This window comes from Paenibacillus sp. 1_12, assembly GCF_900114475.1.
Classification (GTDB): domain Bacteria; phylum Bacillota; class Bacilli; order Paenibacillales; family NBRC-103111; genus Paenibacillus_S.
Genome location: NZ_FOTE01000027.1, coordinates 1 through 22,163 on the forward strand (window position 1 = coordinate 1; position 22,163 = coordinate 22,163).

The window sequence follows — 22,163 nt, forward strand, 5'->3', positions numbered from 1 at the left end:
AAAGCTTTTAGTTTGGTGATGATGGCGAAGGGGAACCACGCGTTCCCATCTCGAACACGACCGTTAAGCCCTTCAGCGCCAATGGTACTTGAACCGCAGGGTTCTGGGAGAGTAGGACGTCGCCAAGCAACATAAACAGCCTTTTTGGATGAAAATCCGAAAAGGCTGTTTTTTGTTTTAAACTTATAGAATAAAACGCCCCGAAAAGCGGAAAATAAAATGATGCAGCTCCCAGTTGCAAATTATCTGAAAACTGCTATAATAAAGTTAAAGTCAAAGAAAGTCAAAGTCAATTTACTTCTCGTAAGGAGGTCGAATTGATGCGTAATGTCTCGGAAGTCATCGAGCAATACCTGAAAAGTATTTTGCAGCTAAGCGATGAAGGCGTAGTAGATATTCAACGTAACGATTTGGCAGACCAATTTGAATGTGTTCCTTCTCAAATTAATTATGTCATTAGTACCCGTTTTACTTTAGAAAAGGGTTATATTGTTGAAAGCAAGCGCGGCGGCGGCGGCTATATCCGTATTCAAAAAATCGAACTGAATGCTCATGGGTCTGTTCTTGATCTTATTTTCAAAACAATATGCTCTCAGATCGATCAAGGGACCTCAGAAGGATTGCTTTATCAGTTGGAGGAAAGCGGATATATTACCACCAGAGAGGCAGCCATGATGAGAGCAGCGATCTCAAGAGACGTTCTCCTGCTAAAGTTACCGCTTCGCGATGAGATTCGAGCCAAGATTTTAAAAGCCATGTTAATATCCTTGTTGAGCAAATAAGGAGGGATTCCAATGATTTGTCAGGAGTGCGGCAAGAAGCAGGCAACACTTCATTTTACAAAAATTTTGAATGGGGAAAAAACCGAGTTTCACATTTGTGAATCTTGCGCAAGAGACAAGGGAGAGCTGATCCCTGGGACACCGAATGGGTTTTCTATTCATAACTTGCTCTCCGGCTTACTGGATTTCGATCCTGCCAGTCAAGGGCTAACCCCCAAAGCCCAGCCCAGCCGCTGTGAGAATTGTGGACTAACGTATAGCCAGTTCAGCAAAGTAGGCAGATTTGGCTGCAGCTCTTGTTATAAATACTTTGATGAGAAGTTAGACCCTTTGTTCAAAAGAGTTCACGGCAGCACTGTTCATACTGGAAAGGTTCCTAAACGTTCAGGTGGGTTAATAAAGCATAAGCGGGAAATTGAATGCCTGAAAAAAGAACTTTTGACTCGAATTGAAAATGAAGAGTTTGAACAGGCAGCACAACTTCGGGACGAGATTCGCAACTTGGAGAAAAAAGTACTAGAAGGATAAGTTTAGTTCTTTTGAGCAGGCAGGAGGCAAGCTTATGGTAACAAATCGTTTTACAGAACAGGCTTTAAGCGATTGGATGAAGGGTGAAAGCCCCGATTCAGACATCGTAATTAGCAGTAGGGTACGAATTGCAAGAAACCTGCAGTCTCATCCTTTCCCCATGTTATCGACAAGTGAGCAATCCAAGGAAGTATTGGACTTGCTGACAGGCCTTTTGCAGAATGAGGAATTGAGAACCATTAGTGAATTCTCCATTATGAACTTGGACGAACTGGATGAGCTTGAGAAACGAGTACTGGTTGAAAAACATCTGATTAGTCCCGCACTAGCTAATGAATCGCGAAACGGTGCCGTCATTCTAAGTGACAACGAATCCATTAGCATCATGCTGAATGAAGAAGATCATTTGCGAATACAATGCTTGTGTTCGGGGTTTCAGATTCAAGAAGCATGGGATTTGGCGAATCAGCTGGACGATGTGTTTGAAGAACAGCTGAATTATGCTTTTGATGAAAAACGCGGGTACTTGACCAGTTGTCCGACAAATGTCGGTACCGGGATAAGAGCGTCAGTCATGATTCACTTACCTGCTTTGGTCATCACCCAGCAAATTAACCGGATTTTATCGGCCATTACACAGGTTGGCTTGGCAGTTCGCGGTCTTTATGGTGAAGGCAGCGAGGCTTTGGGTAATTTATTCCAAATTTCCAATCAGATTACTTTAGGACAGTCAGAGAAGGAGATCATCGATAATTTATGTGGGGTAGTAACCCAACTTATCGAGCATGAGCGCGGGGCAAGAGAGAAGCTTCAGCTAGAAATGAAAGCGAAGCTGGTAGACCGTGTGAGTCGATCCTTTGGCATTATGTCTTATGCAGCCATCATGGATTCCAAGGAAGCTGCTCAGCGACTTTCGGATGTTCGGCTTGGTATTGATCTTGGCATTATCAAAAATGTCGCCATGCAGGTCATGAACGAGCTTATGGTGATGACGCAGCCAGGCTTTTTACAGCAGCATGCAGGAGAAAAGCTGAACTCCGAAGAAAGAGATATACGGAGAGCACAACTCATTCGTGAGAAGCTTACACCCGAGTAGCGCTGCAATGTGGCTTATGCAAAGGTGTTAGTGACTTCGATAATTTTATAACAGAAAGGTGTGTTATATATGATGTTTGGAAGATTTACGGAACGTGCGCAGAAAGTACTGTCTTTAGCTCAAGAGGAAGCTGTTCGTTTGGGCCATAATAATATCGGTACAGAGCATATTTTGCTTGGACTTATCCGTGAAGGCGATGGCATTGCGGCCAAAGCTCTGATCGCTTTGGGACTCGGCTTGGAGAAGATTCAAGACGAAGTGGAAGCGTTGATTGGCCGAGGTCAAGAACAGCCGACCAACATTGCATACACACCTCGTGCGAAGAAGGTCATAGAGCTGTCGATGGATGAAGCTCGCAAGCTGGGCCATACTTATGTAGGCACAGAACATATTCTGCTTGGTCTTATTCGCGAAGGAGAAGGTGTAGCCGCGCGAGTATTGAATAATTTGGGTGTCAGCTTAAATAAAGCCCGTCAGCAAGTTCTGCAATTACTGGGCAGCAGCGAAACCGTAACGACAAGCCACGCCAACACGGTGAATGTGAACACACCTACGTTGGACGGTTTAGCCCGCGATTTGACCGCGTATGCCAAGGAAGGGCATCTGGATCCGGTTATTGGAAGAAGTAAAGAAATAGAACGTGTTATTCAGGTATTGAGCCGTAGAACCAAAAACAATCCTGTTCTTATAGGTGAGCCCGGAGTCGGGAAAACAGCGATAGCTGAAGGCTTGGCTCAAAAAATTATTAACAACGAAATTCCAGAAACACTTCGTGATAAACGTGTTATGACACTGGATATGGGATCTGTAGTAGCAGGTACTAAATACCGTGGAGAATTTGAAGATCGCCTTAAAAAAATCATGGATGAAATTCGTCAGGCGGGCAATATCGTATTGTTCATTGACGAGCTGCATACCTTGATTGGTGCTGGCGGCGCTGAAGGTGCTATTGATGCTTCCAACATTTTGAAACCGGCTTTGGCCCGTGGAGAGCTGCAGTGCATCGGTGCAACTACGCTGGATGAATACCGTAAGTACATTGAGAAGGATGCCGCTTTGGAAAGACGGTTCCAGCCAATCACGGTGGATCAACCTTCACCCGAAGAAGCGATTCAAATTTTGTTCGGCTTACGTGACCGTTATGAAGCTCATCACCGCGTGAAAATAACGGATGAAGCAATTGTGCAAGCTGTTCAATTATCGGATCGTTATATCCCTGACCGCTTCTTGCCCGACAAAGCAATTGACTTGATGGATGAAGCAGGATCCAGAGTGAGACTTCGCTCATACACTGTACCGCCAGATTTGAAAAAGCTGGAGAGCAAGCTCGAGGATGTGCGTAAAGAGAAAGACGCTGCAGTTCAGAGCCAGGAATTTGAAAAGGCAGCTTCACTGCGTGATACAGAACAAAAAATGCGTGAGGAACTGGATTCCACAAAGAATGAATGGAAAGAAAAACAAGGAAGTACCGATTCCGAGGTAACTCCTGAAGATATTGCACAGGTTGTAGCAAGCTGGACGGGAATTCCAGTCATCAAGCTAGCTGAAGAAGAAACGGAACGTCTGCTTAAAATGGAATCCATTCTTCATGATCGTGTCATCGGTCAAGAAGAGGCTGTAAAAGCTGTCAGCCGCGCTATACGTCGTGCGAGAGCAGGCCTTAAGGATCCTAAGCGGCCGATTGGATCATTTATCTTCTTGGGACCTACAGGTGTTGGTAAAACCGAGTTGGCTCGTGCGTTAGCAGAATCATTATTTGGCGATGAGAATGCGGTCATTCGTATTGATATGTCCGAGTATATGGAGAAGCATTCGACCTCACGACTGGTAGGAGCGCCTCCAGGTTATGTAGGCTATGAAGAAGGTGGCCAGCTTACCGAGAAGGTGCGCCGTAAGCCATATTCCGTAGTCCTGCTGGATGAGATTGAAAAAGCGCATCCGGAAGTATTCAACATTTTACTTCAAGTGCTGGAGGACGGACGTTTAACGGATTCGAAGGGCCGTACTGTCGATTTCCGTAATACATTGATTATTATGACCTCTAACGTTGGGGCTGATGTGATCAAGAAAAATACTTCACTTGGGTTTACAGCTAATCAGGATTCAGGTAAAGATTATAGCAATATGAAGGATAAGGTAATGGGCGAGTTGAAGAAAAGCTTCCGTCCTGAATTCCTGAACAGAATCGATGAAACCATCGTATTCCATTCGTTGGATGAGCAGCATATCGGTCAAATTGTTACGTTGATGGCTGCTGATCTGAGCAAACGTCTTAAGGAGCAGGATGTTGATTTCATCCTCACCGACAAAGCCAAGGCATTTCTGGCCAAAGAAGGATACGATCCGACATATGGAGCAAGACCGCTTCGCAGAGCGATCCAAAAACATATCGAAGACCGTCTTTCCGAGGAGCTGCTACGCGGCACCATAGTCAAGGGCAATTCGTTGGTGATCGACGAAAAAGATGGAGAGCTGACAGTAGCTCATTCATAAGAGGACAGACACTTTTATATAAAAAAACAATGGCATCTTTCCTTCTCTACATCGGAGGAAAGGTGCTTTTATTGTTGTTTATTCTGGTAAGGGTTTTCATTACTTGTGCAAAATGGTAAACTTTGATGGATACGATTATAATAAAGCTAACAATTGAAATCAGCAGGGAGATTACAGATGGCTAAGCAAAAAACAAAATTCTGCTGCCAGGAATGTGGATATGATTCACCAAAATGGTTAGGCAAGTGTCCAGGTTGTCAAGCATGGAATACGTTTGTAGAAGAAATAGAAACCATATCCAAAACACAGATGACACATTCTTCTTTACTCCATACGAAAGAAAAGGCAGTTTCCATCATAAATATAAAAAGTGGCGAGGAACAACGCATCCTAACGGGTAATAAAGAGTTGAACCGTGTATTGGGAGGAGGCTTGGTACCCGGTTCCCTGCTGCTGGTTGGTGGCGATCCTGGGATCGGTAAATCAACGCTGCTGCTGCAGACCTCGCATGATCTGACGCAAGTGGGAAAAAAGGTTCTGTATGTTTCCGGAGAAGAATCGATACGCCAAACAAAGCTTCGGGCCGATCGGTTGAATGCGTCCTCGGAAATGCTATATGTACTTTGTGAAACCAACCTGGAGCAAATAGAGGAAGCCATTGCCGAGGTTCAACCCGATTTTCTCGTCATTGATTCCATTCAGACCGTTTATCATCCGGCAGTAACCTCGGCTCCCGGCAGTGTCTCCCAGGTTAGAGAATGCACAGGTCATTTTATGCGAATTTCCAAAATTAAAGGTATTGCTACGGTTCTCGTTGGTCATGTTACTAAGGAAGGTGCTATAGCCGGCCCGCGAATGCTTGAGCACATGGTCGATTGTGTGCTTTATTTTGAAGGAGAACGGCACCACTCCTATCGGCTTCTCCGTGCGGTGAAAAACCGTTTTGGGTCAACGAACGAAATCGGAATTTTTGAGATGCGGGAGACCGGACTGGTCGAAGTGAGCAATCCGTCAGAGCTGTTTTTATCGGAAAGGCCCCTTGGAGTTGCCGGTTCAACGGTTGTTGCCAGCATGGAGGGAACGAGACCGGTACTCGTTGAGCTGCAGGCTCTCGTATCATCAACGAATTTTCCATCACCGCGGCGAATGGCTACTGGCATTGATCATAACCGTCTCGCTTTAATTATTGCAGTATTGGAGAAACGTATGGGCATGTTTTTGCAAAATCAGGATGCCTATGTCAATGTTGCAGGCGGGATTAAGCTGGATGAACCAGCTGTAGATTTGGCCATAGCTGTCAGTATCGCCTCCAGTCTCAGAGACCAGCCTACACAGCCCTTTGATGTCGTATTTGGCGAAGTGGGGCTGACAGGGGAAGTGCGTGGAGTTTCTCGTGTTGATCAACGTGTTAGAGAAGCCGAAAAGCTTGGCTTTCGCAGAGTGATTGTCCCAGAGAAAAGCCTGAAAGGCTGGACCCCACCTTCAGGCATCGAAATCATAGGCGTAAATACAGTTTCAGAAGCATTAAAAGCAGCACTTGGGTAGTTGTGAAAACAGGGCCGGCAGGGAGGAACAACATGAGCAAGGAAGAAGTAAAAAGAGATGTAATGAACCAGCTTTTACAATTAGTCGCCCCAGGAACTGCTTTTAGAGCCGGATTAGACAATGTCCTGAGCGCCAAAACAGGAGCCTTGATTGTTGTCGGATACAGTCCTGAAGTGATGGAGCTGGTTGACGGCGGGTTTTCAATTAACTGTGATTTTTCTCCCAATTATTTATATGAGCTGGCCAAGATGGACGGGGCGATCATTCTTAGCGAAGATGTCAACATGATTTTGTATGCTAATACGCAGCTGATACCGGACTCCACGATCTCTTCTTCGGAAACGGGAATACGGCATCGTACGGCAGAACGCGTAGCTAAACAAACCTCCAAGCTTGTGGTATCCATATCACAGAGACGAAATGTCATTACCCTGTATCAAGGTAACCTGCGCTATTCTTTGAAGGATATTGGCGTTATTCTGACCAAAGCTAATCAAGCCATTCAAACGCTGGAAAAATATAAATCGGTGCTTGACCAAGCTTTGACCAACCTCGGCGCATCTGAATTTGAAGAGTTGGTTGCGCTGCATGATGTGACCAATGTCATTCAGCGGGTTGAAATGGTGCTTCGCATCAAGGCAGAAATCAAACGATACATTGTGGAGCTTGGTACAGAAGGAAGACTGATCAGCATGCAGCTGGAAGAATTGGTAGGTACGATTGAACACGAAGCGTATTTGCTGCTAAAAGATTATGTGAAGGACCTGAACGAGGACAAAATCAAGGATTTGACCAACAGTCTAAAACGGTTAGCATCTGAAGAGATGCTTGATCATTATCACGTGGCCCGACTGCTCGGCTATCCGACTGCGAGCAACAGTGCTGAAGAGACCGTTTCCCCCAGGGGCTATCGGGTACTGCATAAGATTCCACGGATGCCTTCTACGATCATTCAAAATGTGGTGGAGCGGTTTGGACGCCTCCCTCATTTGATGATGGCTACTATCGGCGAATTGGATGAGGTGGAAGGAATTGGAGAGGTTCGAGCGAGGACAATTAAAGAAGGTTTGAAAAGAATCAAGGATCAAGTATTCATTGACAGACACATTTAGCTTGCAAACACTCAATGAGTGCCTTAATATAGTAAGAAGTATTAGGGTAAAGTAAAACCAGAGGTGGACAAAACATGCTGACAAAATCTCTTCCCAATATTTTCACAATAGGAAATTTATTTTTGGGAATTATCGCGATTATTCTCGTTTTCAATAAACAACCGGATCTGGCTGCTATTATGGTTATTATCGCCATGCTTCTGGATGGTTTGGATGGACGAGTTGCACGGGCTTTGAATGTACAAAGTGAGTTTGGCAAAGAATTGGATTCCTTATCCGATGTCATTTCATTTGGTGTAGCACCGGCTTTTATTATGTATGTGGTGGCTTTTACAGAGCTGAATGCCGCGACTGCCTGGATTGCAACTGCAGCTTTTCCGATATGCGGCGCACTTCGTTTGGCACGTTTTAATGTGATTGCGGGCACTCCTGGTTATTTTATCGGCTTGCCGATTCCTGCTGCAGGTGGTGTTCTGTGTACATTGGCTCTGTTTCACAATGAATTAAATACGTTTGTGCTCGTGCTGAGTACGTTACTGTTATCTTACTTGATGGTAAGCACAGTGAAATACCCAAATTTCAAAAAAATGGGTATCCCCAAGAAGGCAATCTGGATAACTCCGGTTGTTGTAATCATTGCGGTTGTTGTAGCAATTCAATATCCAGGCACCTTATCTAAAATGATATTTGTACCGCTGCTTCTGTATGCGCTGTACGGCTTAAAAAAAAACGTTGAACGACTGTTTACAAAGCGTAAAAGAACACGTAAATCCGGTGATGATGTAAAGCCGGAAAGCCCATCCATTTAAAATAAGATGAAAATGAAAAGCATTTATTTTCCGAAGTCGGAAATTAAATGCTTTTTTTGTTTTTTTTACCAATTCGAGGATTAGGCGACAGGCTTTTGGTTCATAATGTTAACGAACCTGTACGTATGAAAAGGAGCATGGAGGTGACCCTATTGATGAAAAAATGGTTTCAATGTGTTTTTGCTGTTATTGGAGGTCTATTGAGTTTTGAGTGGAGTGCTATCGTTGGTAAACCATTTTTTGGTATGCTGGAAACCGTTCTGGGTATCAAGGAAGTAACAGGACAAGGGTATTGGATGATGGTTATTGGGTTTTTGATTTTTTATTGGGTAGGCGCATGGGTAGCGGATTATGGATTGAAGCTTTTGCAGCGCGCAGAAAAGTGGATTGGCCATATCCCTATAGCTGATTTGATATCAGGGATTCTTGGTCTTGGAGTAGGCCTACTGATGACGGTCAACCTATTAACGCCTTTCGAGCAAGCTGGCTTATTATCTCCCTTCCTGCACACGATATTAACGGCGATGCTCGGCTTTGTAGGATTTCGTCTGGGCTATGCCAAACGGGAGGAATTCATCAGTTTGCTGACCAAAAGCCGTTCTTCTCGGGAGCGCGCAGCAGCAGGCGAAGTGAAAGGCTTTGAGGAACATAAAATTTTGGATACCAGTGTCATTATCGACGGCCGCATTGCCGACATTTGCAAAACCGGATTTATTGAGGGGACGCTGGTTATTCCTGAGTTTGTGTTGGAGGAACTGCAGCATATCGCGGATTCTTCTGATTTGCTTAAAAGAAACCGTGGTCGCCGAGGGCTGGATATTTTAAATAAAATCCAAAAGGAACTTGATGTGAAGGTGCTGATCTATGAAGGCGATTTCGAAGAAATTTCCGAGGTGGACAGCAAGCTAGTCAAGCTAGCCAAGGTGCTGCAGGGCAAAGTGATTACAAACGATTTTAATTTGAATAAAGTATGTGAGCTTCAAGGCGTATCGGTATTGAACATTAATGATTTGGCGAACGCAGTCAAGCCGGTGGTGCTTCCAGGCGAAGAGATTTTGGTTCAGGTTATTAAGGACGGCAAGGAGCATGGTCAAGGGGTAGCCTATTTGGATGATGGAACCATGATCGTTGTTGAAGGTGGACGGGAGTTTATCGGCACGACCCTGGAAGTGATGGTGACCAGTGTCCTGCAGACCTCAGCAGGTCGAATGATTTTTGCCAAACCGAAATTATTGGAAAAAGCTCTCTGAAACGTTTATGATAGGGAGAGCGCAGTACCTTCCCAACCATTGCTGGGAACAAAATGATTTCAGCAGCTTAGGAATGTGAAGGCGCTAGGATGCAGACGGCAGGTGAAAGATCATATGAGTCAACTTGCGGTTGTTGTTGTGGCTGCGGGCAAAGGATCGCGAATGCGAACCGAGGAAAGCAAACAGTATCTAATTTTAAAAGAGAAGCCGATTCTTGTACATACATTGAGTCTTTTTCAACAGATGGAACAGGTTGACTCTATCGTACTCGTAACCGGTATGGATGATGTAGAGCGCTGCAAGGGCTATATCGAGCAGTATGGGCTGTCTAAGGTACACTCAGTTGTCGCAGGTGGTCAAGAGCGGCAGGACTCGGTTTATAAAGGCTTACAGACGCTGGGTTCGGAAACAGAGTGGGTACTGGTACATGATGGTGTTCGACCTTTTACGGCCAAAGAGCATATTATCGCTTGCTGGCATAAAGCAATGGAAACGGGAGCGGCTGTTCTGGCAGTTCCCGTTAAGGATACGATCAAAGTAGTTGACACGACGGGAAAGATTCAATCCACGCCTGATCGTCGAAGCTTGTGGGCTATTCAAACCCCACAGGCTTTTCGCTTTTCGTTGCTGCTAAAGGCCTATGAGCAGGCTCAGCAAGCAGGCTTTATAGGTACGGATGACGCGATGCTTGTCGAACAATTAGGAATAAGCGTTCAGGTTGTAGAAGCGGACTATTACAATATTAAAATTACAACGCCCGAGGATCTGCCTTGGGCGAATTGGATTATCCATCATGTTAGGGGAGAGAAGGAATCATGATTCGAGTAGGACAAGGTTTTGATGTGCACCAGCTGGTGGAAGGGCGTAAATGCATAATTGGCGGAGTTGAAATCCCTTATGAGAAGGGGCTGCTTGGTCATTCGGATGCGGATGTACTGCTGCATACGATTAGCGATGCGATTCTTGGAGCGCTGGGCATGGGAGATATCGGCAAGCATTTTCCAGATACGGATGAGGCGTTCAAGGATGCGGATAGCTATCAGCTGTTGTTGCAGGTATGGAAGCTAGCCAAAGAAGCGGGCTATAAGCTGGGAAATATTGATTCAACGATTATTGCCCAGAAGCCCAAAATGGCGCCATATATTCCTGCGATGGTGGAACGTATAGCTCAAGCGCTGGAAGCGGAGCCTTCACAGGTTAATGTGAAAGCTACTACTACCGAGCAGTTGGGTTTTACAGGGCGTGGTGAAGGAATCGCTTCACAATCGGTTGTTTGTCTAATAAGAAATGTGCTATCATAACAACTATTATTATTTGGCTAACGGTTTTTATACAGGAGAGGAGCCATTATGATGTCAGATCATTTGCGTGTAAGATATGCGCCCAGCCCGACCGGTCAATTGCATATTGGCGGTGCACGAACAGCGTTATTCAACTATTTGATGGCTCGTAAAGAAGGCGGCCAATTTATTATCCGCTTCGAGGATACAGATCAAAGCCGTCATATTGAGTCAGGCGTCAGCAATCAGCTCGATGGATTAAAGTGGCTTGGGCTCGATTGGGATGAGAGTCTCGATATCGGAGGCGAATACGGACCTTACCGACAAATGGAGCGTCTGGATTTGTATAAGCCCTTCGTTGAGCAACTGCTTGCAGGTGGTCATGCTTATCCCTGTTATTGTTCCGAGGAGGAGCTGGAGCAGGAACGTGCCGAGCAGGAAGCAAGAGGGGAAATGCCTCGTTACTCAGGTAAGGGCCGTTATTTAACTGCGGAACAAATTGCAGCCTATGATGCAGAGGGTCGTAAGCCGTCGATACGGTTCCGTGTGCCTGAGGGCCGTTTGATCGCCTTTGATGATCGAATCCGTGAGCATGTAGAGTTTGAATCCGATGGTATTGGCGATTTCATCATTGTACGTGCGGATGGAATTCCAACTTACAATTTTGCTGTTATTTTGGACGATCATTTGATGAAAATTAACCTGGTTATTCGCGGCGAGGAGCATTTGTCGAACACGCCAAGACAGATTCTGATGTATGAAGCATTGGGATTACCTATACCGGAATTTGCCCATCTATCGATTATTTTGAATCCGGATCGCAAGAAAATGAGCAAACGGGATGAGTCGATTGTCCAGTTTATCGGTCAATACCGAGATCTCGGTTATTTGCCTGAAGCTGTGCTGAACTTCATCACTTTGCTTGGCTGGTCGCCTGTAGGCGAAGAAGAGATATTTACCAAGGAAGAAATTATTGCCCAATTCGATCTAAGCCGTGTGTCGAAAAGCCCTGCGGTATTCGATATGGATAAGCTGAACTGGATGAACAACCATTATATGAAAAAGACGGAGCTGTCCCGTGTGGTGGAGCTATCGCTGCCGCATTTGCAAACTGCCGGACTTATTCCGCAGACATTGAGCACGGAGCAGGAAGATTGGATTAAAAAGCTAGTAGGCTTGAATCAAGACCGGATGCAGTATGCTGGAGAGATCGTCCAGCTTAGCCAAATCTTTTTCCAGGAAGACGTTTCCTATGAAGATGAAGAAGCAAAGACCATCTTGGCTGAAGAATACGCGCCTATTGTCATTCGCGGGTTCCTGGACGAAGTGGAACGTGCCGAAGCTTTTGAAGCTGAGCTTATACCAGGGATGCTGAAAGCCGTGCAGAAGGCTACGGGTTATAAGGGTAAGCCGCTATTCATGTCGATTCGTGTTGCCTTAACAGGCCAAACACATGGACCTGACCTCAATATGACTGTATTTTTGCTGGGAAAAAATAAGGTTGCTGCTCGGTTGAACAAATTATTGTAAACCGAATGCTTTTTCGTTATACTTATCACCATATAACAATCGTGGCGTAGATCAGGAGAGTACAATTGAGTTAGGGTTTTACAGAGAGGACAACCGCGGCGATACAGCCCGAGCTGAAAGCTGTCCATATCCTATCATTGGAAATGCACCTGGGAGCCGTATTGACGAGCTGCTTCAGATAGCTGACCTATAACGTCCGTTACTGATGTCAGGGTAGTCATACCGTATTTGTTCACGTTACGAACAATGAGATGGACAGGAAAGTGCTGTCCAAGCAGAGTGGAACCGCGACTTTTTCGCCTCTGCAGCCTTTATGGCTGTGGGGGCTTTTCTATGTTTACAGCTTGTTGGTCAGCCTACGGCAAGAAGGAAGAAAGCAGGTGGAACGTCATGTTTAAGTTCATGAAGGAAGATATCACAACGATATTCGAGAATGATCCGGCGGCTCGCAGCTGGTTTGAAGTGGTCTTTACTTATTCGGGTCTGCACGCATTATGGGCGCATCGTGTAGCCCACAGCCTTTATAAAAATCATTGGTATACCTTAGCCAGAGTTATCTCGCAATGGAGCCGTTTCATGACCGGAATTGAAATTCATCCGGGAGCGGTTATTGGCCGTCGCTTTTTTATCGACCACGGGATGGGAGTCATTATTGGTGAGACTTGTGAGATTGGTGATGATGTAGTCCTATACCAAGGTGTTACTCTCGGAGGCACAGGCAAGGAGATAGGCAAACGCCACCCGACGATCGGCAGTAATGTAGTTATATCTTCCGGAGCCAAGGTGATAGGGTCGTTCCTAGTCGGCGACAATTCGCGTATCGGCGCCAATGCGGTTGTATTGAGCACGGTACCTCCTAACAGCACGGTAGTGGGTATACCTGGGCGTATTGTGAAGCAGGATGGAGTGCGTGTGGGACGGTTGGATCATAATAATCTGCCTGATCCCGTAATTGATATGTTTCGACAACTGCAGCAGCAGATTGACGAACTGAAATTGGAAGTAAAAGCAATTAAACAGACAAGCGGAGGTAGCCAGGATCATGGTGCTTAAAATTTATAATACATTGACGAGAGCGAAGGATGAATTCCAGCCCTTGGAGTCTGGAAAAGTGAAGATGTATGTATGTGGTCCAACGGTGTATGATTACATCCATATTGGAAATGCGCGTCCGATGGTGTTTTTCGATGTTGTTCGCAGATATTTGGAATCCATCAACTACGAAGTCAACTACGTCGTCAACTTTACTGATGTAGATGATAAGCTGATTAAAAAAGCGGCACAAATGGAATTAAGCGTTCCTGAAGTGGCAGATATGTTTATTCAAAAGTTTTACGAGGATACAGAAGGCTTAGGCATTCGCAAAGCGACATTAAATCCACGCGTAACAGAAAATATTGACGACATCATCACGTTTATTGAAGGTCTTTTTGAAAAAAACTTCGCTTATGAGCGCGGCGGTGATGTGTATTTTCGTACAACGCAGTTCACAGAATACGGCAAGCTGTCACACCAAAATGTGGACGAATTGCAATTCGGCATCCGCGTAGAGGTCGATGACCGCAAAGAAAATCCACAGGATTTTGTACTCTGGAAAGCTGCCAAAACCGGAGAGATCTCCTGGGACAGCCCATGGGGTCAAGGACGGCCCGGCTGGCATATCGAGTGCTCCGCGATGGTACGCAAATATTTGGGAGATACGATCGACATCCACGGGGGAGGCCAAGACCTGCAGTTCCCGCATCATGAATGTGAAATTGCTCAATCGGAGTGCTTGACCGGACACCCTATGGCCAATTACTGGATGCATAATGGGTATATAAATATTGATAATGAAAAAATGTCCAAATCACTCGGTAATGGTGTGAATGTCAACCAGCTGCTAAAAACGATCAGCCCGCAAACCTTGCGTTATTTCATGCTGTCGGTTCATTATCGCAACCCGTTGAACTTTAGTGAAGAGACGATTGAGCAAGCCAATAATGGCTTGGCGCGAATCGAGAACTGTCTGGCGAATATTAAACATCGGCTGACTACAGCTGGTGATGGAGAGGTTGCCGAAGAAATCGCACACGCGGTCAATGAAGTCCAGCGGCAATTTGAATTGAAAATGAATGATGATTTTAATACACCGGATGCGATCACGGCTGTGTTTGAGCTGGTTAGCGCAGCGAATCCGTACGTACAGCAGCCAGAGGTGACACGCAGTTCGCTACAGCTTTTGTTGGAACGTTTCGAAACGATGGATCAGGTTTTGGGTATACTAGCTCAACCTGCCGAGCAGCTGCTGGATCAGGAAATTGAGCAATTGATTGTTGATCGTACCGAAGCCCGCAAGTCGAAGAACTGGGCGCGTGCGGATGAAATCCGCGATTTGTTGACGGAGAAGGGGATTACATTGGAGGATACGGCACAAGGTATTCGTTGGCGGAGGAAATAATGAGCCAAGAGCCCTTTTTGATGGAGACCGACTTATTTTGTTTCCCGCCCGCCAAAGAACCGAAGCTGTTGGGTCCGATTGTATTGGCCTATATCGGGGATGCGATCTATGAGGTATTTATTCGTCAATACGTCATTTCGATGGCCAATCAACGGCCCAATCACCTGCATAAGCTTTCGACACAATATGTTTCGGCAAGATCCCAAGCCAAATCGCTGCAGCGTCTCATGCCTATCCTGACTGAAGAGGAAGCGGATATAGTCAAGCGTGGACGCAATGCCAAGTCAGGAACATCGGCGAAAAATGCGGACATCCTGGAATATCGCCACAGTACGGCATTTGAATGCTTGCTGGGCTATCTATATTACACGAAGCAGTTGGAAAGGCTTCAATACATCATGATGCAAACGCTTGAACCCAATCAGCATGACGCAAAATGAAGATGGTATTCGTTTAGAGCCAGCTTTTGCATAAAGGAGAGAACGAGCATGGAGGAAGAAGAATATATTGCCGGCAAGCATTCAGTGCTGGAGGCATTGCGTTCAGGAAGAACAATTAATAAAATATGGGTCGCCGAGAGCGCTCAAAAGCAAGTAACCCAACCGATTATAACTGAGGCTAAGCAAAAGGGAATAATCGTCCAGTTTGTGGATAAGCGCAAGCTTGATCAGATGGTTGAAGAGGTGCCGCATCAAGGAGTTGTTGCCCAGGTTGCCGCTTATGCTTATGTGGAGATTGAAGATATTTTAGCTTTTGCCAAAAGCCGGAATGAAGAGCCGTTTATCCTCATTTTGGATGAGATTGAAGACCCGCATAATTTGGGCTCGATTCTTCGATCCGCTGACTGTACGGGTGTTCATGGAGTTATTATTCCCAAGCGTAGAGCGGTTGGCTTGACCGCCGCTGTATCCAAAACCTCGGCAGGCGCTGTTGAATATGTTCGAGTAGCGCGGGTTACGAATATAGCGCAAACCATCGAGCAATTAAAGGAACGTGGTGTATGGGTAGCAGGTACGGATGTTGCCGCCAAGCAGCCTATTTATCAGACGAACCTGACGATTCCGCTCGCTATCGTGATCGGTAATGAGAATAAAGGCGTTGGCAGACTGATTAAGGAAAAATGTGATTTTCTGCTCAAGCTTCCCATGTTCGGCCATGTCAATTCGTTGAATGCCTCAGTGGCAGCATCTGTCTTTATGTACGAGGTAGTCCGTCAGCGGATTGCTGTGAAATAGATGGTAGCTCCGGCTTTTAAGGAGTTCCTCATTGTTGATGGATACAACATTATTGGAGATTGGCCAGAACTGCAGAAGCTAAAGGATATTAGCTTGGAGGATGCACGTGACCGTTTGATCGAGCAGCTCGCTGAATATCAATCCTTTTCCGGTATTAAAGTACTGCTGGTTTTCGATGCCTACTATGTGCCCGGCCTGGGTGGCAAGTATGAGCACAGCAAGCTGCGAATTTATTATACGAAGGAAAAGGAAACAGCAGACGAGCTGATTGAGCGTTTGGTTATTGAGCATGTTGGACGGCGCAAGCAGATCTATGTGGCAACCTCCGATATGACCGAGCAGAATGTAATTTTTGGAAAAGGCGCATTCCGTATTCCGGCCAGTGAGCTTCTGGTGAAGGTCAGACATGCCAAGCGGGAGATTCATAACAAAATCCAAGAGGACACGACGCGAAGGCGAAATACTTTTGACAGCAAACTAAGCAGCGAGATGAAAGATCTCTTTGAAAAATGGCGTAGAGGCCGTTGATGATAAATGGAATAAAGCCCCATCTATCGTGAATTCGGTTGACGATAATAGATTACATAATGTATACTTATCCTATCTTTTAGGATCAAGTAGATTATGAGTCTTGCCTAGGCCGGAGGGATTATTTTGAGTGTCGACCTCAAAGAATTGAGAATGTGCGAATACGACCTCAAGGCAGATGAAGACATTGTCGAAGCGGTCCGTGAAGGGGATAGCGACGCATTGGAGTACTTGATTAACAAGTATAAAAACTTCGTTCGCGCCAAAGCACGCTCCTATTTTTTAATAGGTGCTGACAGGGAAGATATCGTGCAAGAAGGTATGATAGGTTTATATAAATCCATACGTGACTTTCGTGGAGACAAGCTTGCTTCCTTTAAAGCCTTTGCTGAACTTTGCATCACCCGTCAAATTATTACGGCGATCAAAACCGCAACCCGCCAGAAGCATATTCCTCTTAACTCGTATGTTTCGCTGGATAAACCGATTTATGATGAAGACTCCGATCGAACCCTGCTTGATGTCATCTGCGGATCGCGTGTCACAGATCCTGAGGAATTGATTATTAACCAAGAAGAATTCAGCGGGTTGGAAGATAAAATGGGTGAAATATTAAGCGATCTGGAACGTAGAGTGCTTATGCTATATTTAGACGGTCGTTCCTATCAAGAAATTGCCGTAGATCTGGATCGTCATGTGAAGTCGATTGATAACGCCTTGCAGCGTGTCAAACGAAAGCTAGAACGGTATTTGGAAGTAAGAGATGCAAGGTAAAGCGCCTGTTGATAATACGGTGCTTTATTTTTTTTGCTAGTTTAGTTTGCGGATTCTTCGTATATACTGGTAAATAGGTTTTCCTTGACATGAAAATAGCGCTATGCTAAAGTAATCAGGTAGCCTTAAAACTGGTAGGCTTTTTTTGCTCTTTTTAAGGATTCAAATATGAGGCTGGGACCGTAGGAGGTGTACATCATGCGGGTAATTATTACGTTAGCGTGCACGAACTGCAAGCAAAGGAACTATACGTCCAACAAAAATAAGCGCAACAACCCGGACCGCATGGAGTTGAAGAAGTTTTGTAAGTTTTGCAATGAACATACTGCTCATCGCGAAACTAGGTAGTTTCTTGGAGGTGTAGTTTTGTCATTTCTGGTTAGAATGAAGCGAGGCTTCGGTAACACATTTTCTTTTTTTGCGGACAGTTGGGCCGAATTGAAAAAAGTGAAATGGCCAAGTCGTAAAGAGTTGATCAGCTATACGCTGGTTGTACTGTTTACAGTTGCATTTGTCACTGTTTATTTCTATGTGCTGGATTTGGGTATTTCTGAGCTGCTACGCCTTATTTTCAAATAAAGCGGGAGTTATAGGTGGCAATTATGGAAATGGAAAAAAGATGGTACGTTGTACATACCTATTCCGGGTATGAAAACAAGGTCAAGGCAAACTTGGAGAAACGCGTAGAGTCCATGGATATGACGGACAAAATTTTCCGCGTTTTGGTTCCGATGGAAGAAGAGATCGTGAACAAGGATGGCAAGAAGAAAACGGTTATGCGTAAAGTATACCCGGGTTACGTGCTGGTTGAAATGGTTCAGACGGATGATTCGTGGTATGTCGTGCGTAATACGCCGGGTGTCACGGGCTTTGTCGGATCCACAGGATCAGGTTCGAAACCGACGGCTTTGCTTCCTGAAGAAGTGGAGGCTATTCTTAAGCATATGGGCATGGAAGAGCCTAAGCCTAAGATTGACTTCGAATTGAAAGAAACCGTTCGTGTCAAAGAGGGTCCTTTTGCTAATTTTGTTGGTTCCATTGAAGAAATTCTGATCGACAAAAGCAAGCTGAAGGTTCATGTTAACATGTTCGGAAGAGAAACACCTTTGGAGCTTGACTACCATCAGGTAGAGAAAATCTAAAGGGGAATATCGTATACTAGCGCAAGGAGGTGTAACACAATGGCAAAAAAGGTTATTAAAATTGTTAAATTGCAGGTTAGTGCCGCTAAAGCGAACCCGGCTCCACCAATCGGTCCAGCTTTGGGTCAAGCAGGTGTTAACATCATGGCTTTTTGTAAGGAGTTTAACGCTCGTACTGCCGATCAAGCGGGTTTGATTATTCCTGTTGAAATCACAGTTTTCGAGGATCGTTCCTTTACTTTCATTTGCAAAACGCCACCGGCTGCTGTATTGCTGCGCGTTGCTGCTGGAATTCCTAAAGGCTCCGGTGAACCGAACAAGAAGAAAGTTGCTACTGTAACAAGTGCGACAATCCGTGAAATTGCTGAACAAAAAATGCCTGACCTTAACGCTGCATCTGTTGAAGCTGCAATGCGTATGGTTGAAGGTACAGCACGCAGCATGGGCGTTTCTATTAAAGACTAGTAAACACTAGTTCCATGCACAGTGGGAGGATATTCCGCTAATACCACATAGGAGGATAACCAAATGGCTAAAGTTAGTAAAAAATATGCAGAAGCAGTTAAACTGTTTGATGCAGAAGCTTTGTATGAAGCTAAAGAAGCGATTGAGCTTGTAAAAAAAGCAGCATCAGCTAAGTTTGATGAAACTGTTGAAGTTGCAGTTCGTCTGGGTGTAGACCCAAGAAAGCAAGACCAAGCTGTTCGTGGCGTTGTTGTACTTCCTCACGGCACTGGTAAAACCAAACGTGTTCTTGTATTCGCTAAAGGTGATAAAGTAAGAGAAGCGGAAGCGGCTGGTGCTGACTTCGTAGGCGATCAAGACATGATTAACAAAATCCAACAAGGTTGGTTTGATTTTGATGTTTGCGTAGCTACTCCCGACATGATGAGTGAAGTGGGTAAGTTGGGTCGTATCTTGGGTGGTAAAGGTTTGATGCCTAACCCTAAAGCTGGTACCGTTACATTTGATGTAGCGAAAGCAGTTCAGGAGATTAAAGCAGGTAAAATCGAATACCGTTTGGATAAAGCCGGACAAATCCATGCTCCAATTGGTAAAGTATCCTTTGATGACGAGAAGCTTGCTGAAAACTTCCGTGCATTAATCGACGCTTTAGTTAGAGCGAAACCTGCTGCTGCTAAAGGTATTTACCTTAAAAACATCGCAGTTTCCTCAACAATGGGTCCAGCTGCTCGCGTAAACACACAAACATATAGATAAGTTGGATTGACATTTTGTAAATGTCATGATAACCTATTCTAGCTGATAATTGAATATGACTTACCGTAGACAGCAGGTGCTCGTATCAGAGCTTAATGTCCTGCCGAGGTGTTATGATATAGAATCGGGTTTCTTTGTTCGACCAAAGATAACGTGAATCATCATGCCTTCGCAGCGTCTGCGGAGGCATCTTTATTTTTTACAGGTGCCTTCGTTTACGTGATGAGTTTTATTTATGCTTATGAAGAAAACTTTCTTACGAAAGTTAAGATTATGCTTACGAAGAAAGCATCTTTACAGATGCTCTTAGGAGGTGCAAAAATGGCAAACACGAAAACAATTGAATTAAAAGCCGAGAAAGTGAATGTAGTAGCTGACAAATTAAAAGGCAGCTCTTGCACAATCGTAACGGATTACCGTGGATTGAACGTATCTCAAGTTACCGAACTTCGCAAACAATTGCGTGAGGCTGGTATTGAATTTCAAGTATTGAAAAACTCTTTGGCTAGACGCGCAACTGCAAGTGCTGACCTAACTGCACTGGATGAATTTTTGACCGGTCCTACGGCAATTGCATTCAGCAAAGATGACATCGTTTCTCCAGCCAAAATCTTAACGGATTTTGCTAAGAAGAACGACAAGCTTAGCGTTAAAGCAGGCGTTGTTGAAGGTAAAGTTGTTGGTTATGATCAAATCAAAGCATTGGCTGATCTACCTTCCAGAGAAGGTATGCTTTCCATGTTGCTTAGCGTTCTACAAGCTCCTGTTCGCAACTTCGCTCTTGCAGTTAAAGCTGTTGCAGAAAAACAAGAAGCTTAATTTAAGAATAATAAATCATTCATAAAACAATTAACGGAGGTATACACAAATGAGTAAGGAAACAATCTTAGAAGAAATTAAAGCAATGACTATTTTGGAATTGAACGATCTTGTAAAAGCGATCGAGGAAGAATTCGGCGTTACTGCAGCAGCTCCAGTTGCAGCAGGTGGCGGCGCAGCAGTTGCTGAAGTAGCAGAACAAACAGAATTCGACGTAATTTTGACAAGCGCTGGCGCTTCCAAAATCAATGTTATCAAAATCGTTCGTGAAATCACAGGTCTTGGCTTGAAAGAAGCTAAAGACGTTGTTGATGGCGCACCAAAACCAATCAAAGAAAAAGTTGGCAAAGAAGAAGCAGAAGCTGTTAAAGCGAAACTTGAAGCAGCTGGTGCAGCTGTAGAAGTTAAGTAATTTTTAGCCTTTAAACCCCTTGAAGCTTTCTTCAAGGGGTTTTCCTGTTTATATTGATGAAATTTCTAAGTGTTTAGTGAAACTGGATGTTTTGATATTTCAAGAAAAGCTACCGCTATAACACGAATGTATCTTCATCGAGTAAGCTTCGAATAAGAAGTTTTTCTTATAATATCAGAATTTATAAGTTTTCAGCGAAGCTGAACATTTTGATATTTCAAGAAAAACTACCGCTATAAAACGAATGTATCTTCATCGAGTAAGCTTCGAATAAGAAGCTTTTCTTATATAACTGATTCCATAGAGGTGAAGTTATGTCTGAGCATTACTATTCACAAAAGCCCACAGCGGCACATGATCTCCATCAAATCCAGGAGTCATTATGTGGTCGTACTTACACGTTTATGACGGATGCAGGCGTTTTTTCGAAAAAAGGTGTGGATTACGGCTCTAAGGTATTGATCGAAGCCTTGAAATTCTCCGAACATAGTGAAGTTCTTGATGTAGGCTGTGGCTATGGTCCTATGGGGATCGCTGCAGCAGGACTGGCCGTGCACGGAAAAGTGACAATGGTCGATATTAATGAAAGAGCTTTAGAGCTTGCACGAATGAATGCTGAACGTAACCGGGTGACGAATGTCGAAATTTTGCAGAGCGATAAGCTGGATGCAGTGATTACTCGTACCTTTGATGTGGTCATTACAAATCCGCCTATTCGGGCAGGCAAGGAAACCGTTCATCGCATTTTTGAGCAAGCGCATCAAGTGTTGAGAGACGGAGGCAGTCTTTGGATTGTGATTCAAAAAAAACAAGGGGCGCCTTCAGCTTTTGCTAAGCTGGAAAGCCTGTTTGCACAAGTACAGGAGATTGGCAAGGATAAAGGCTACCGAATCTTTAAAGCGCAAAAGTAACTAAACGCTTTTGTGAAATATATTGACTTGACATTTCCTTTATGTTATCATAATAAAATGTCAGCATTGAAGATGGGGTTTTTGTCTTTAGTTAGCTAAAATGTCAAGCGTTTTTTAAGCTCTGGTGAATAAAATTGCCACTTTATACGTATAATGTGTAAATTTTAGGTGCACCATAGCAAAAGGCAAGGGAATTATCGGTTAAATGAATTTTATGCATGGAAAGCTTCTGTAAGAAGTGACACTTCGGGCAGTA

25 protein-coding genes, 1 rRNA gene and 1 other annotated feature are annotated in these 22,163 nt (G+C 44.6%); all 26 genes read left to right on the forward strand.

Annotation, left to right across the window (positions count from 1 at the left end; translation table 11 throughout):
- Positions 1 to 11: 11 nt before the first annotated feature.
- The 26 genes from rrf (at position 12) to BM210_RS30600 (ending at position 21,907) form a co-directional block, all read left to right on the forward strand.
- Positions 12 to 128, forward strand: a 5S ribosomal RNA gene (gene rrf, locus BM210_RS30475).
- Between the two features lie 192 nt (positions 129 to 320).
- Positions 321 to 782, forward strand: coding sequence for a CtsR family transcriptional regulator (locus BM210_RS30480; protein WP_091176389.1), 462 nt, complete (start codon positions 321 to 323; stop codon positions 780 to 782).
- Between the two features lie 12 nt (positions 783 to 794).
- Positions 795 to 1,310: a protein-arginine kinase activator protein McsA gene (locus BM210_RS30485; RefSeq protein ID WP_091176390.1), complete on the forward strand. Its 516-nt coding sequence runs from the start codon at positions 795 to 797 to the stop codon at positions 1,308 to 1,310.
- A gap of 34 nt (positions 1,311 to 1,344) precedes the next feature.
- Entirely contained in the window at positions 1,345 to 2,406 is a 1,062-nt protein-coding gene (locus BM210_RS30490) for a protein-arginine kinase McsB (RefSeq protein WP_091176392.1), read from the forward strand.
- Between the two features lie 69 nt (positions 2,407 to 2,475).
- Entirely contained in the window at positions 2,476 to 4,899 is a 2,424-nt protein-coding gene (gene clpC, locus BM210_RS30495; protein ID WP_091176394.1) for an ATP-dependent protease ATP-binding subunit ClpC, read from the forward strand.
- Positions 4,900 to 5,076: 177 nt separating this feature from the next.
- Positions 5,077 to 6,444 (forward strand): DNA repair protein RadA, encoded by a 1,368-nt coding sequence (gene radA, locus BM210_RS30500; RefSeq protein WP_091176396.1) that lies wholly within the window; start codon positions 5,077 to 5,079, stop codon positions 6,442 to 6,444.
- 32 nt (positions 6,445 to 6,476) lie between these two features.
- Positions 6,477 to 7,556 (forward strand): DNA integrity scanning diadenylate cyclase DisA, encoded by a 1,080-nt coding sequence (gene disA / locus BM210_RS30505; protein ID WP_091176398.1) that lies wholly within the window; start codon positions 6,477 to 6,479, stop codon positions 7,554 to 7,556.
- Positions 7,557 to 7,630: 74 nt separating this feature from the next.
- Entirely contained in the window at positions 7,631 to 8,365 is a 735-nt protein-coding gene (gene pssA, locus BM210_RS30510; protein WP_091176399.1) for a CDP-diacylglycerol--serine O-phosphatidyltransferase, read from the forward strand.
- Positions 8,366 to 8,517: 152 nt separating this feature from the next.
- Positions 8,518 to 9,615, forward strand: a complete 1,098-nt coding sequence (locus BM210_RS30515; protein WP_256224153.1) for a PIN/TRAM domain-containing protein — start codon at positions 8,518 to 8,520, stop codon at positions 9,613 to 9,615.
- A gap of 114 nt (positions 9,616 to 9,729) precedes the next feature.
- A complete protein-coding gene (gene ispD, locus BM210_RS30520; protein WP_091176402.1) occupies positions 9,730 to 10,434 on the forward strand; it encodes a 2-C-methyl-D-erythritol 4-phosphate cytidylyltransferase in 705 nt (234 codons plus the stop codon).
- Positions 10,431 to 10,916 carry a 2-C-methyl-D-erythritol 2,4-cyclodiphosphate synthase gene (gene ispF, locus BM210_RS30525; protein WP_091176404.1) on the forward strand — a complete coding sequence of 162 codons (486 nt, stop codon included), beginning with the start codon at positions 10,431 to 10,433 and terminating at the stop codon, positions 10,914 to 10,916. The genes ispD and ispF overlap by 4 nt, the downstream gene beginning before the upstream one ends.
- A 51-nt stretch (positions 10,917 to 10,967) precedes the next feature.
- Positions 10,968 to 12,425, forward strand: coding sequence for a glutamate--tRNA ligase (gene gltX, locus BM210_RS30530; protein ID WP_091176473.1), 1,458 nt, complete (start codon positions 10,968 to 10,970; stop codon positions 12,423 to 12,425).
- A gap of 390 nt (positions 12,426 to 12,815) precedes the next feature.
- Entirely contained in the window at positions 12,816 to 13,478 is a 663-nt protein-coding gene (cysE, locus tag BM210_RS30535) for a serine O-acetyltransferase (protein WP_091176474.1), read from the forward strand.
- A complete protein-coding gene (cysS, locus tag BM210_RS30540) occupies positions 13,468 to 14,865 on the forward strand; it encodes a cysteine--tRNA ligase (protein WP_091176406.1) in 1,398 nt (465 codons plus the stop codon). Before cysE ends, cysS begins: the two co-directional genes overlap by 11 nt.
- Entirely contained in the window at positions 14,865 to 15,305 is a 441-nt protein-coding gene (locus tag BM210_RS30545) for a Mini-ribonuclease 3 (RefSeq protein ID WP_091176407.1), read from the forward strand. Before cysS ends, BM210_RS30545 begins: the two co-directional genes overlap by 1 nt.
- 48 nt (positions 15,306 to 15,353) lie before the next feature.
- Positions 15,354 to 16,100, forward strand: coding sequence for a 23S rRNA (guanosine(2251)-2'-O)-methyltransferase RlmB (rlmB, locus tag BM210_RS30550; RefSeq protein WP_091176409.1), 747 nt, complete (start codon positions 15,354 to 15,356; stop codon positions 16,098 to 16,100).
- Entirely contained in the window at positions 16,101 to 16,628 is a 528-nt protein-coding gene (locus BM210_RS30555) for an NYN domain-containing protein (RefSeq protein WP_091176410.1), read from the forward strand. It abuts the gene before it with no gap.
- Positions 16,629 to 16,754: 126 nt separating this feature from the next.
- Positions 16,755 to 17,402 (forward strand): RNA polymerase sporulation sigma factor SigH, encoded by a 648-nt coding sequence (gene sigH / locus BM210_RS30560; RefSeq protein ID WP_076237524.1) that lies wholly within the window; start codon positions 16,755 to 16,757, stop codon positions 17,400 to 17,402.
- A gap of 198 nt (positions 17,403 to 17,600) precedes the next feature.
- Positions 17,601 to 17,750: a 50S ribosomal protein L33 gene (rpmG, locus tag BM210_RS30565; RefSeq protein ID WP_028552031.1), complete on the forward strand. Its 150-nt coding sequence runs from the start codon at positions 17,601 to 17,603 to the stop codon at positions 17,748 to 17,750.
- An 18-nt stretch (positions 17,751 to 17,768) separates the two neighbouring features.
- Complete coding sequence (gene secE, locus BM210_RS30570; RefSeq protein ID WP_091176412.1) at positions 17,769 to 17,981, forward strand: preprotein translocase subunit SecE; 213 nt, start codon at positions 17,769 to 17,771, stop codon at positions 17,979 to 17,981.
- A 29-nt stretch (positions 17,982 to 18,010) separates the two neighbouring features.
- Complete coding sequence (nusG, locus tag BM210_RS30575; RefSeq protein ID WP_091176476.1) at positions 18,011 to 18,544, forward strand: transcription termination/antitermination protein NusG; 534 nt, start codon at positions 18,011 to 18,013, stop codon at positions 18,542 to 18,544.
- A 39-nt stretch (positions 18,545 to 18,583) separates the two neighbouring features.
- Positions 18,584 to 19,009: a 50S ribosomal protein L11 gene (gene rplK, locus BM210_RS30580; protein ID WP_091176414.1), complete on the forward strand. Its 426-nt coding sequence runs from the start codon at positions 18,584 to 18,586 to the stop codon at positions 19,007 to 19,009.
- A gap of 63 nt (positions 19,010 to 19,072) precedes the next feature.
- Entirely contained in the window at positions 19,073 to 19,765 is a 693-nt protein-coding gene (rplA, locus tag BM210_RS30585) for a 50S ribosomal protein L1 (RefSeq protein WP_091176416.1), read from the forward strand.
- A gap of 45 nt (positions 19,766 to 19,810) precedes the next feature.
- Positions 19,811 to 19,969 (forward strand) — a sequence feature (ribosomal protein L10 leader region).
- A gap of 117 nt (positions 19,970 to 20,086) precedes the next feature.
- Positions 20,087 to 20,584: a 50S ribosomal protein L10 gene (gene rplJ / locus BM210_RS30590; protein ID WP_091176477.1), complete on the forward strand. Its 498-nt coding sequence runs from the start codon at positions 20,087 to 20,089 to the stop codon at positions 20,582 to 20,584.
- Between the two features lie 49 nt (positions 20,585 to 20,633).
- Positions 20,634 to 20,996 carry a 50S ribosomal protein L7/L12 gene (gene rplL, locus BM210_RS30595; RefSeq protein WP_091176418.1) on the forward strand — a complete coding sequence of 121 codons (363 nt, stop codon included), beginning with the start codon at positions 20,634 to 20,636 and terminating at the stop codon, positions 20,994 to 20,996.
- A 314-nt stretch (positions 20,997 to 21,310) separates the two neighbouring features.
- Complete coding sequence (locus tag BM210_RS30600; protein ID WP_091176420.1) at positions 21,311 to 21,907, forward strand: class I SAM-dependent methyltransferase; 597 nt, start codon at positions 21,311 to 21,313, stop codon at positions 21,905 to 21,907.
- Positions 21,908 to 22,163 lie beyond the last annotated feature (256 nt).

What these genes read in the sequence shown, in the direction of transcription:
- clpC (WP_091176394.1), top strand. Translation starts at nt 2,476, where the DNA reads ATGATGTTTGGAAGATTTACGGAACGTGCGCAGAAAGTACTGTCTTTA.
- BM210_RS30555 (WP_091176410.1), top strand. Translation starts at nt 16,101, where the DNA reads ATGGTAGCTCCGGCTTTTAAGGAGTTCCTCATTGTTGATGGATACAAC.
- gltX (WP_091176473.1), top strand. Translation starts at nt 10,968, where the DNA reads ATGTCAGATCATTTGCGTGTAAGATATGCGCCCAGCCCGACCGGTCAA.
- radA (WP_091176396.1), top strand. Translation starts at nt 5,077, where the DNA reads ATGGCTAAGCAAAAAACAAAATTCTGCTGCCAGGAATGTGGATATGAT.
- disA (WP_091176398.1), top strand. Translation starts at nt 6,477, where the DNA reads ATGAGCAAGGAAGAAGTAAAAAGAGATGTAATGAACCAGCTTTTACAA.
- BM210_RS30485 (WP_091176390.1), top strand. Translation starts at nt 795, where the DNA reads ATGATTTGTCAGGAGTGCGGCAAGAAGCAGGCAACACTTCATTTTACA.
- rplA (WP_091176416.1), top strand. Translation starts at nt 19,073, where the DNA reads ATGGCTAAAGTTAGTAAAAAATATGCAGAAGCAGTTAAACTGTTTGAT.
- BM210_RS30545 (WP_091176407.1), top strand. Translation starts at nt 14,865, where the DNA reads ATGAGCCAAGAGCCCTTTTTGATGGAGACCGACTTATTTTGTTTCCCG.
- rpmG (WP_028552031.1), top strand. Translation starts at nt 17,601, where the DNA reads ATGCGGGTAATTATTACGTTAGCGTGCACGAACTGCAAGCAAAGGAAC.
- ispF (WP_091176404.1), top strand. Translation starts at nt 10,431, where the DNA reads ATGATTCGAGTAGGACAAGGTTTTGATGTGCACCAGCTGGTGGAAGGG.
- ispD (WP_091176402.1), top strand. Translation starts at nt 9,730, where the DNA reads ATGAGTCAACTTGCGGTTGTTGTTGTGGCTGCGGGCAAAGGATCGCGA.
- rplK (WP_091176414.1), top strand. Translation starts at nt 18,584, where the DNA reads ATGGCAAAAAAGGTTATTAAAATTGTTAAATTGCAGGTTAGTGCCGCT.
- rlmB (WP_091176409.1), top strand. Translation starts at nt 15,354, where the DNA reads ATGGAGGAAGAAGAATATATTGCCGGCAAGCATTCAGTGCTGGAGGCA.
- BM210_RS30600 (WP_091176420.1), top strand. Translation starts at nt 21,311, where the DNA reads ATGTCTGAGCATTACTATTCACAAAAGCCCACAGCGGCACATGATCTC.
- cysE (WP_091176474.1), top strand. Translation starts at nt 12,816, where the DNA reads ATGTTTAAGTTCATGAAGGAAGATATCACAACGATATTCGAGAATGAT.
- pssA (WP_091176399.1), top strand. Translation starts at nt 7,631, where the DNA reads ATGCTGACAAAATCTCTTCCCAATATTTTCACAATAGGAAATTTATTT.
- BM210_RS30490 (WP_091176392.1), top strand. Translation starts at nt 1,345, where the DNA reads ATGGTAACAAATCGTTTTACAGAACAGGCTTTAAGCGATTGGATGAAG.
- rplJ (WP_091176477.1), top strand. Translation starts at nt 20,087, where the DNA reads ATGGCAAACACGAAAACAATTGAATTAAAAGCCGAGAAAGTGAATGTA.
- cysS (WP_091176406.1), top strand. Translation starts at nt 13,468, where the DNA reads ATGGTGCTTAAAATTTATAATACATTGACGAGAGCGAAGGATGAATTC.
- rplL (WP_091176418.1), top strand. Translation starts at nt 20,634, where the DNA reads ATGAGTAAGGAAACAATCTTAGAAGAAATTAAAGCAATGACTATTTTG.
- nusG (WP_091176476.1), top strand. Translation starts at nt 18,011, where the DNA reads ATGGAAAAAAGATGGTACGTTGTACATACCTATTCCGGGTATGAAAAC.
- BM210_RS30480 (WP_091176389.1), top strand. Translation starts at nt 321, where the DNA reads ATGCGTAATGTCTCGGAAGTCATCGAGCAATACCTGAAAAGTATTTTG.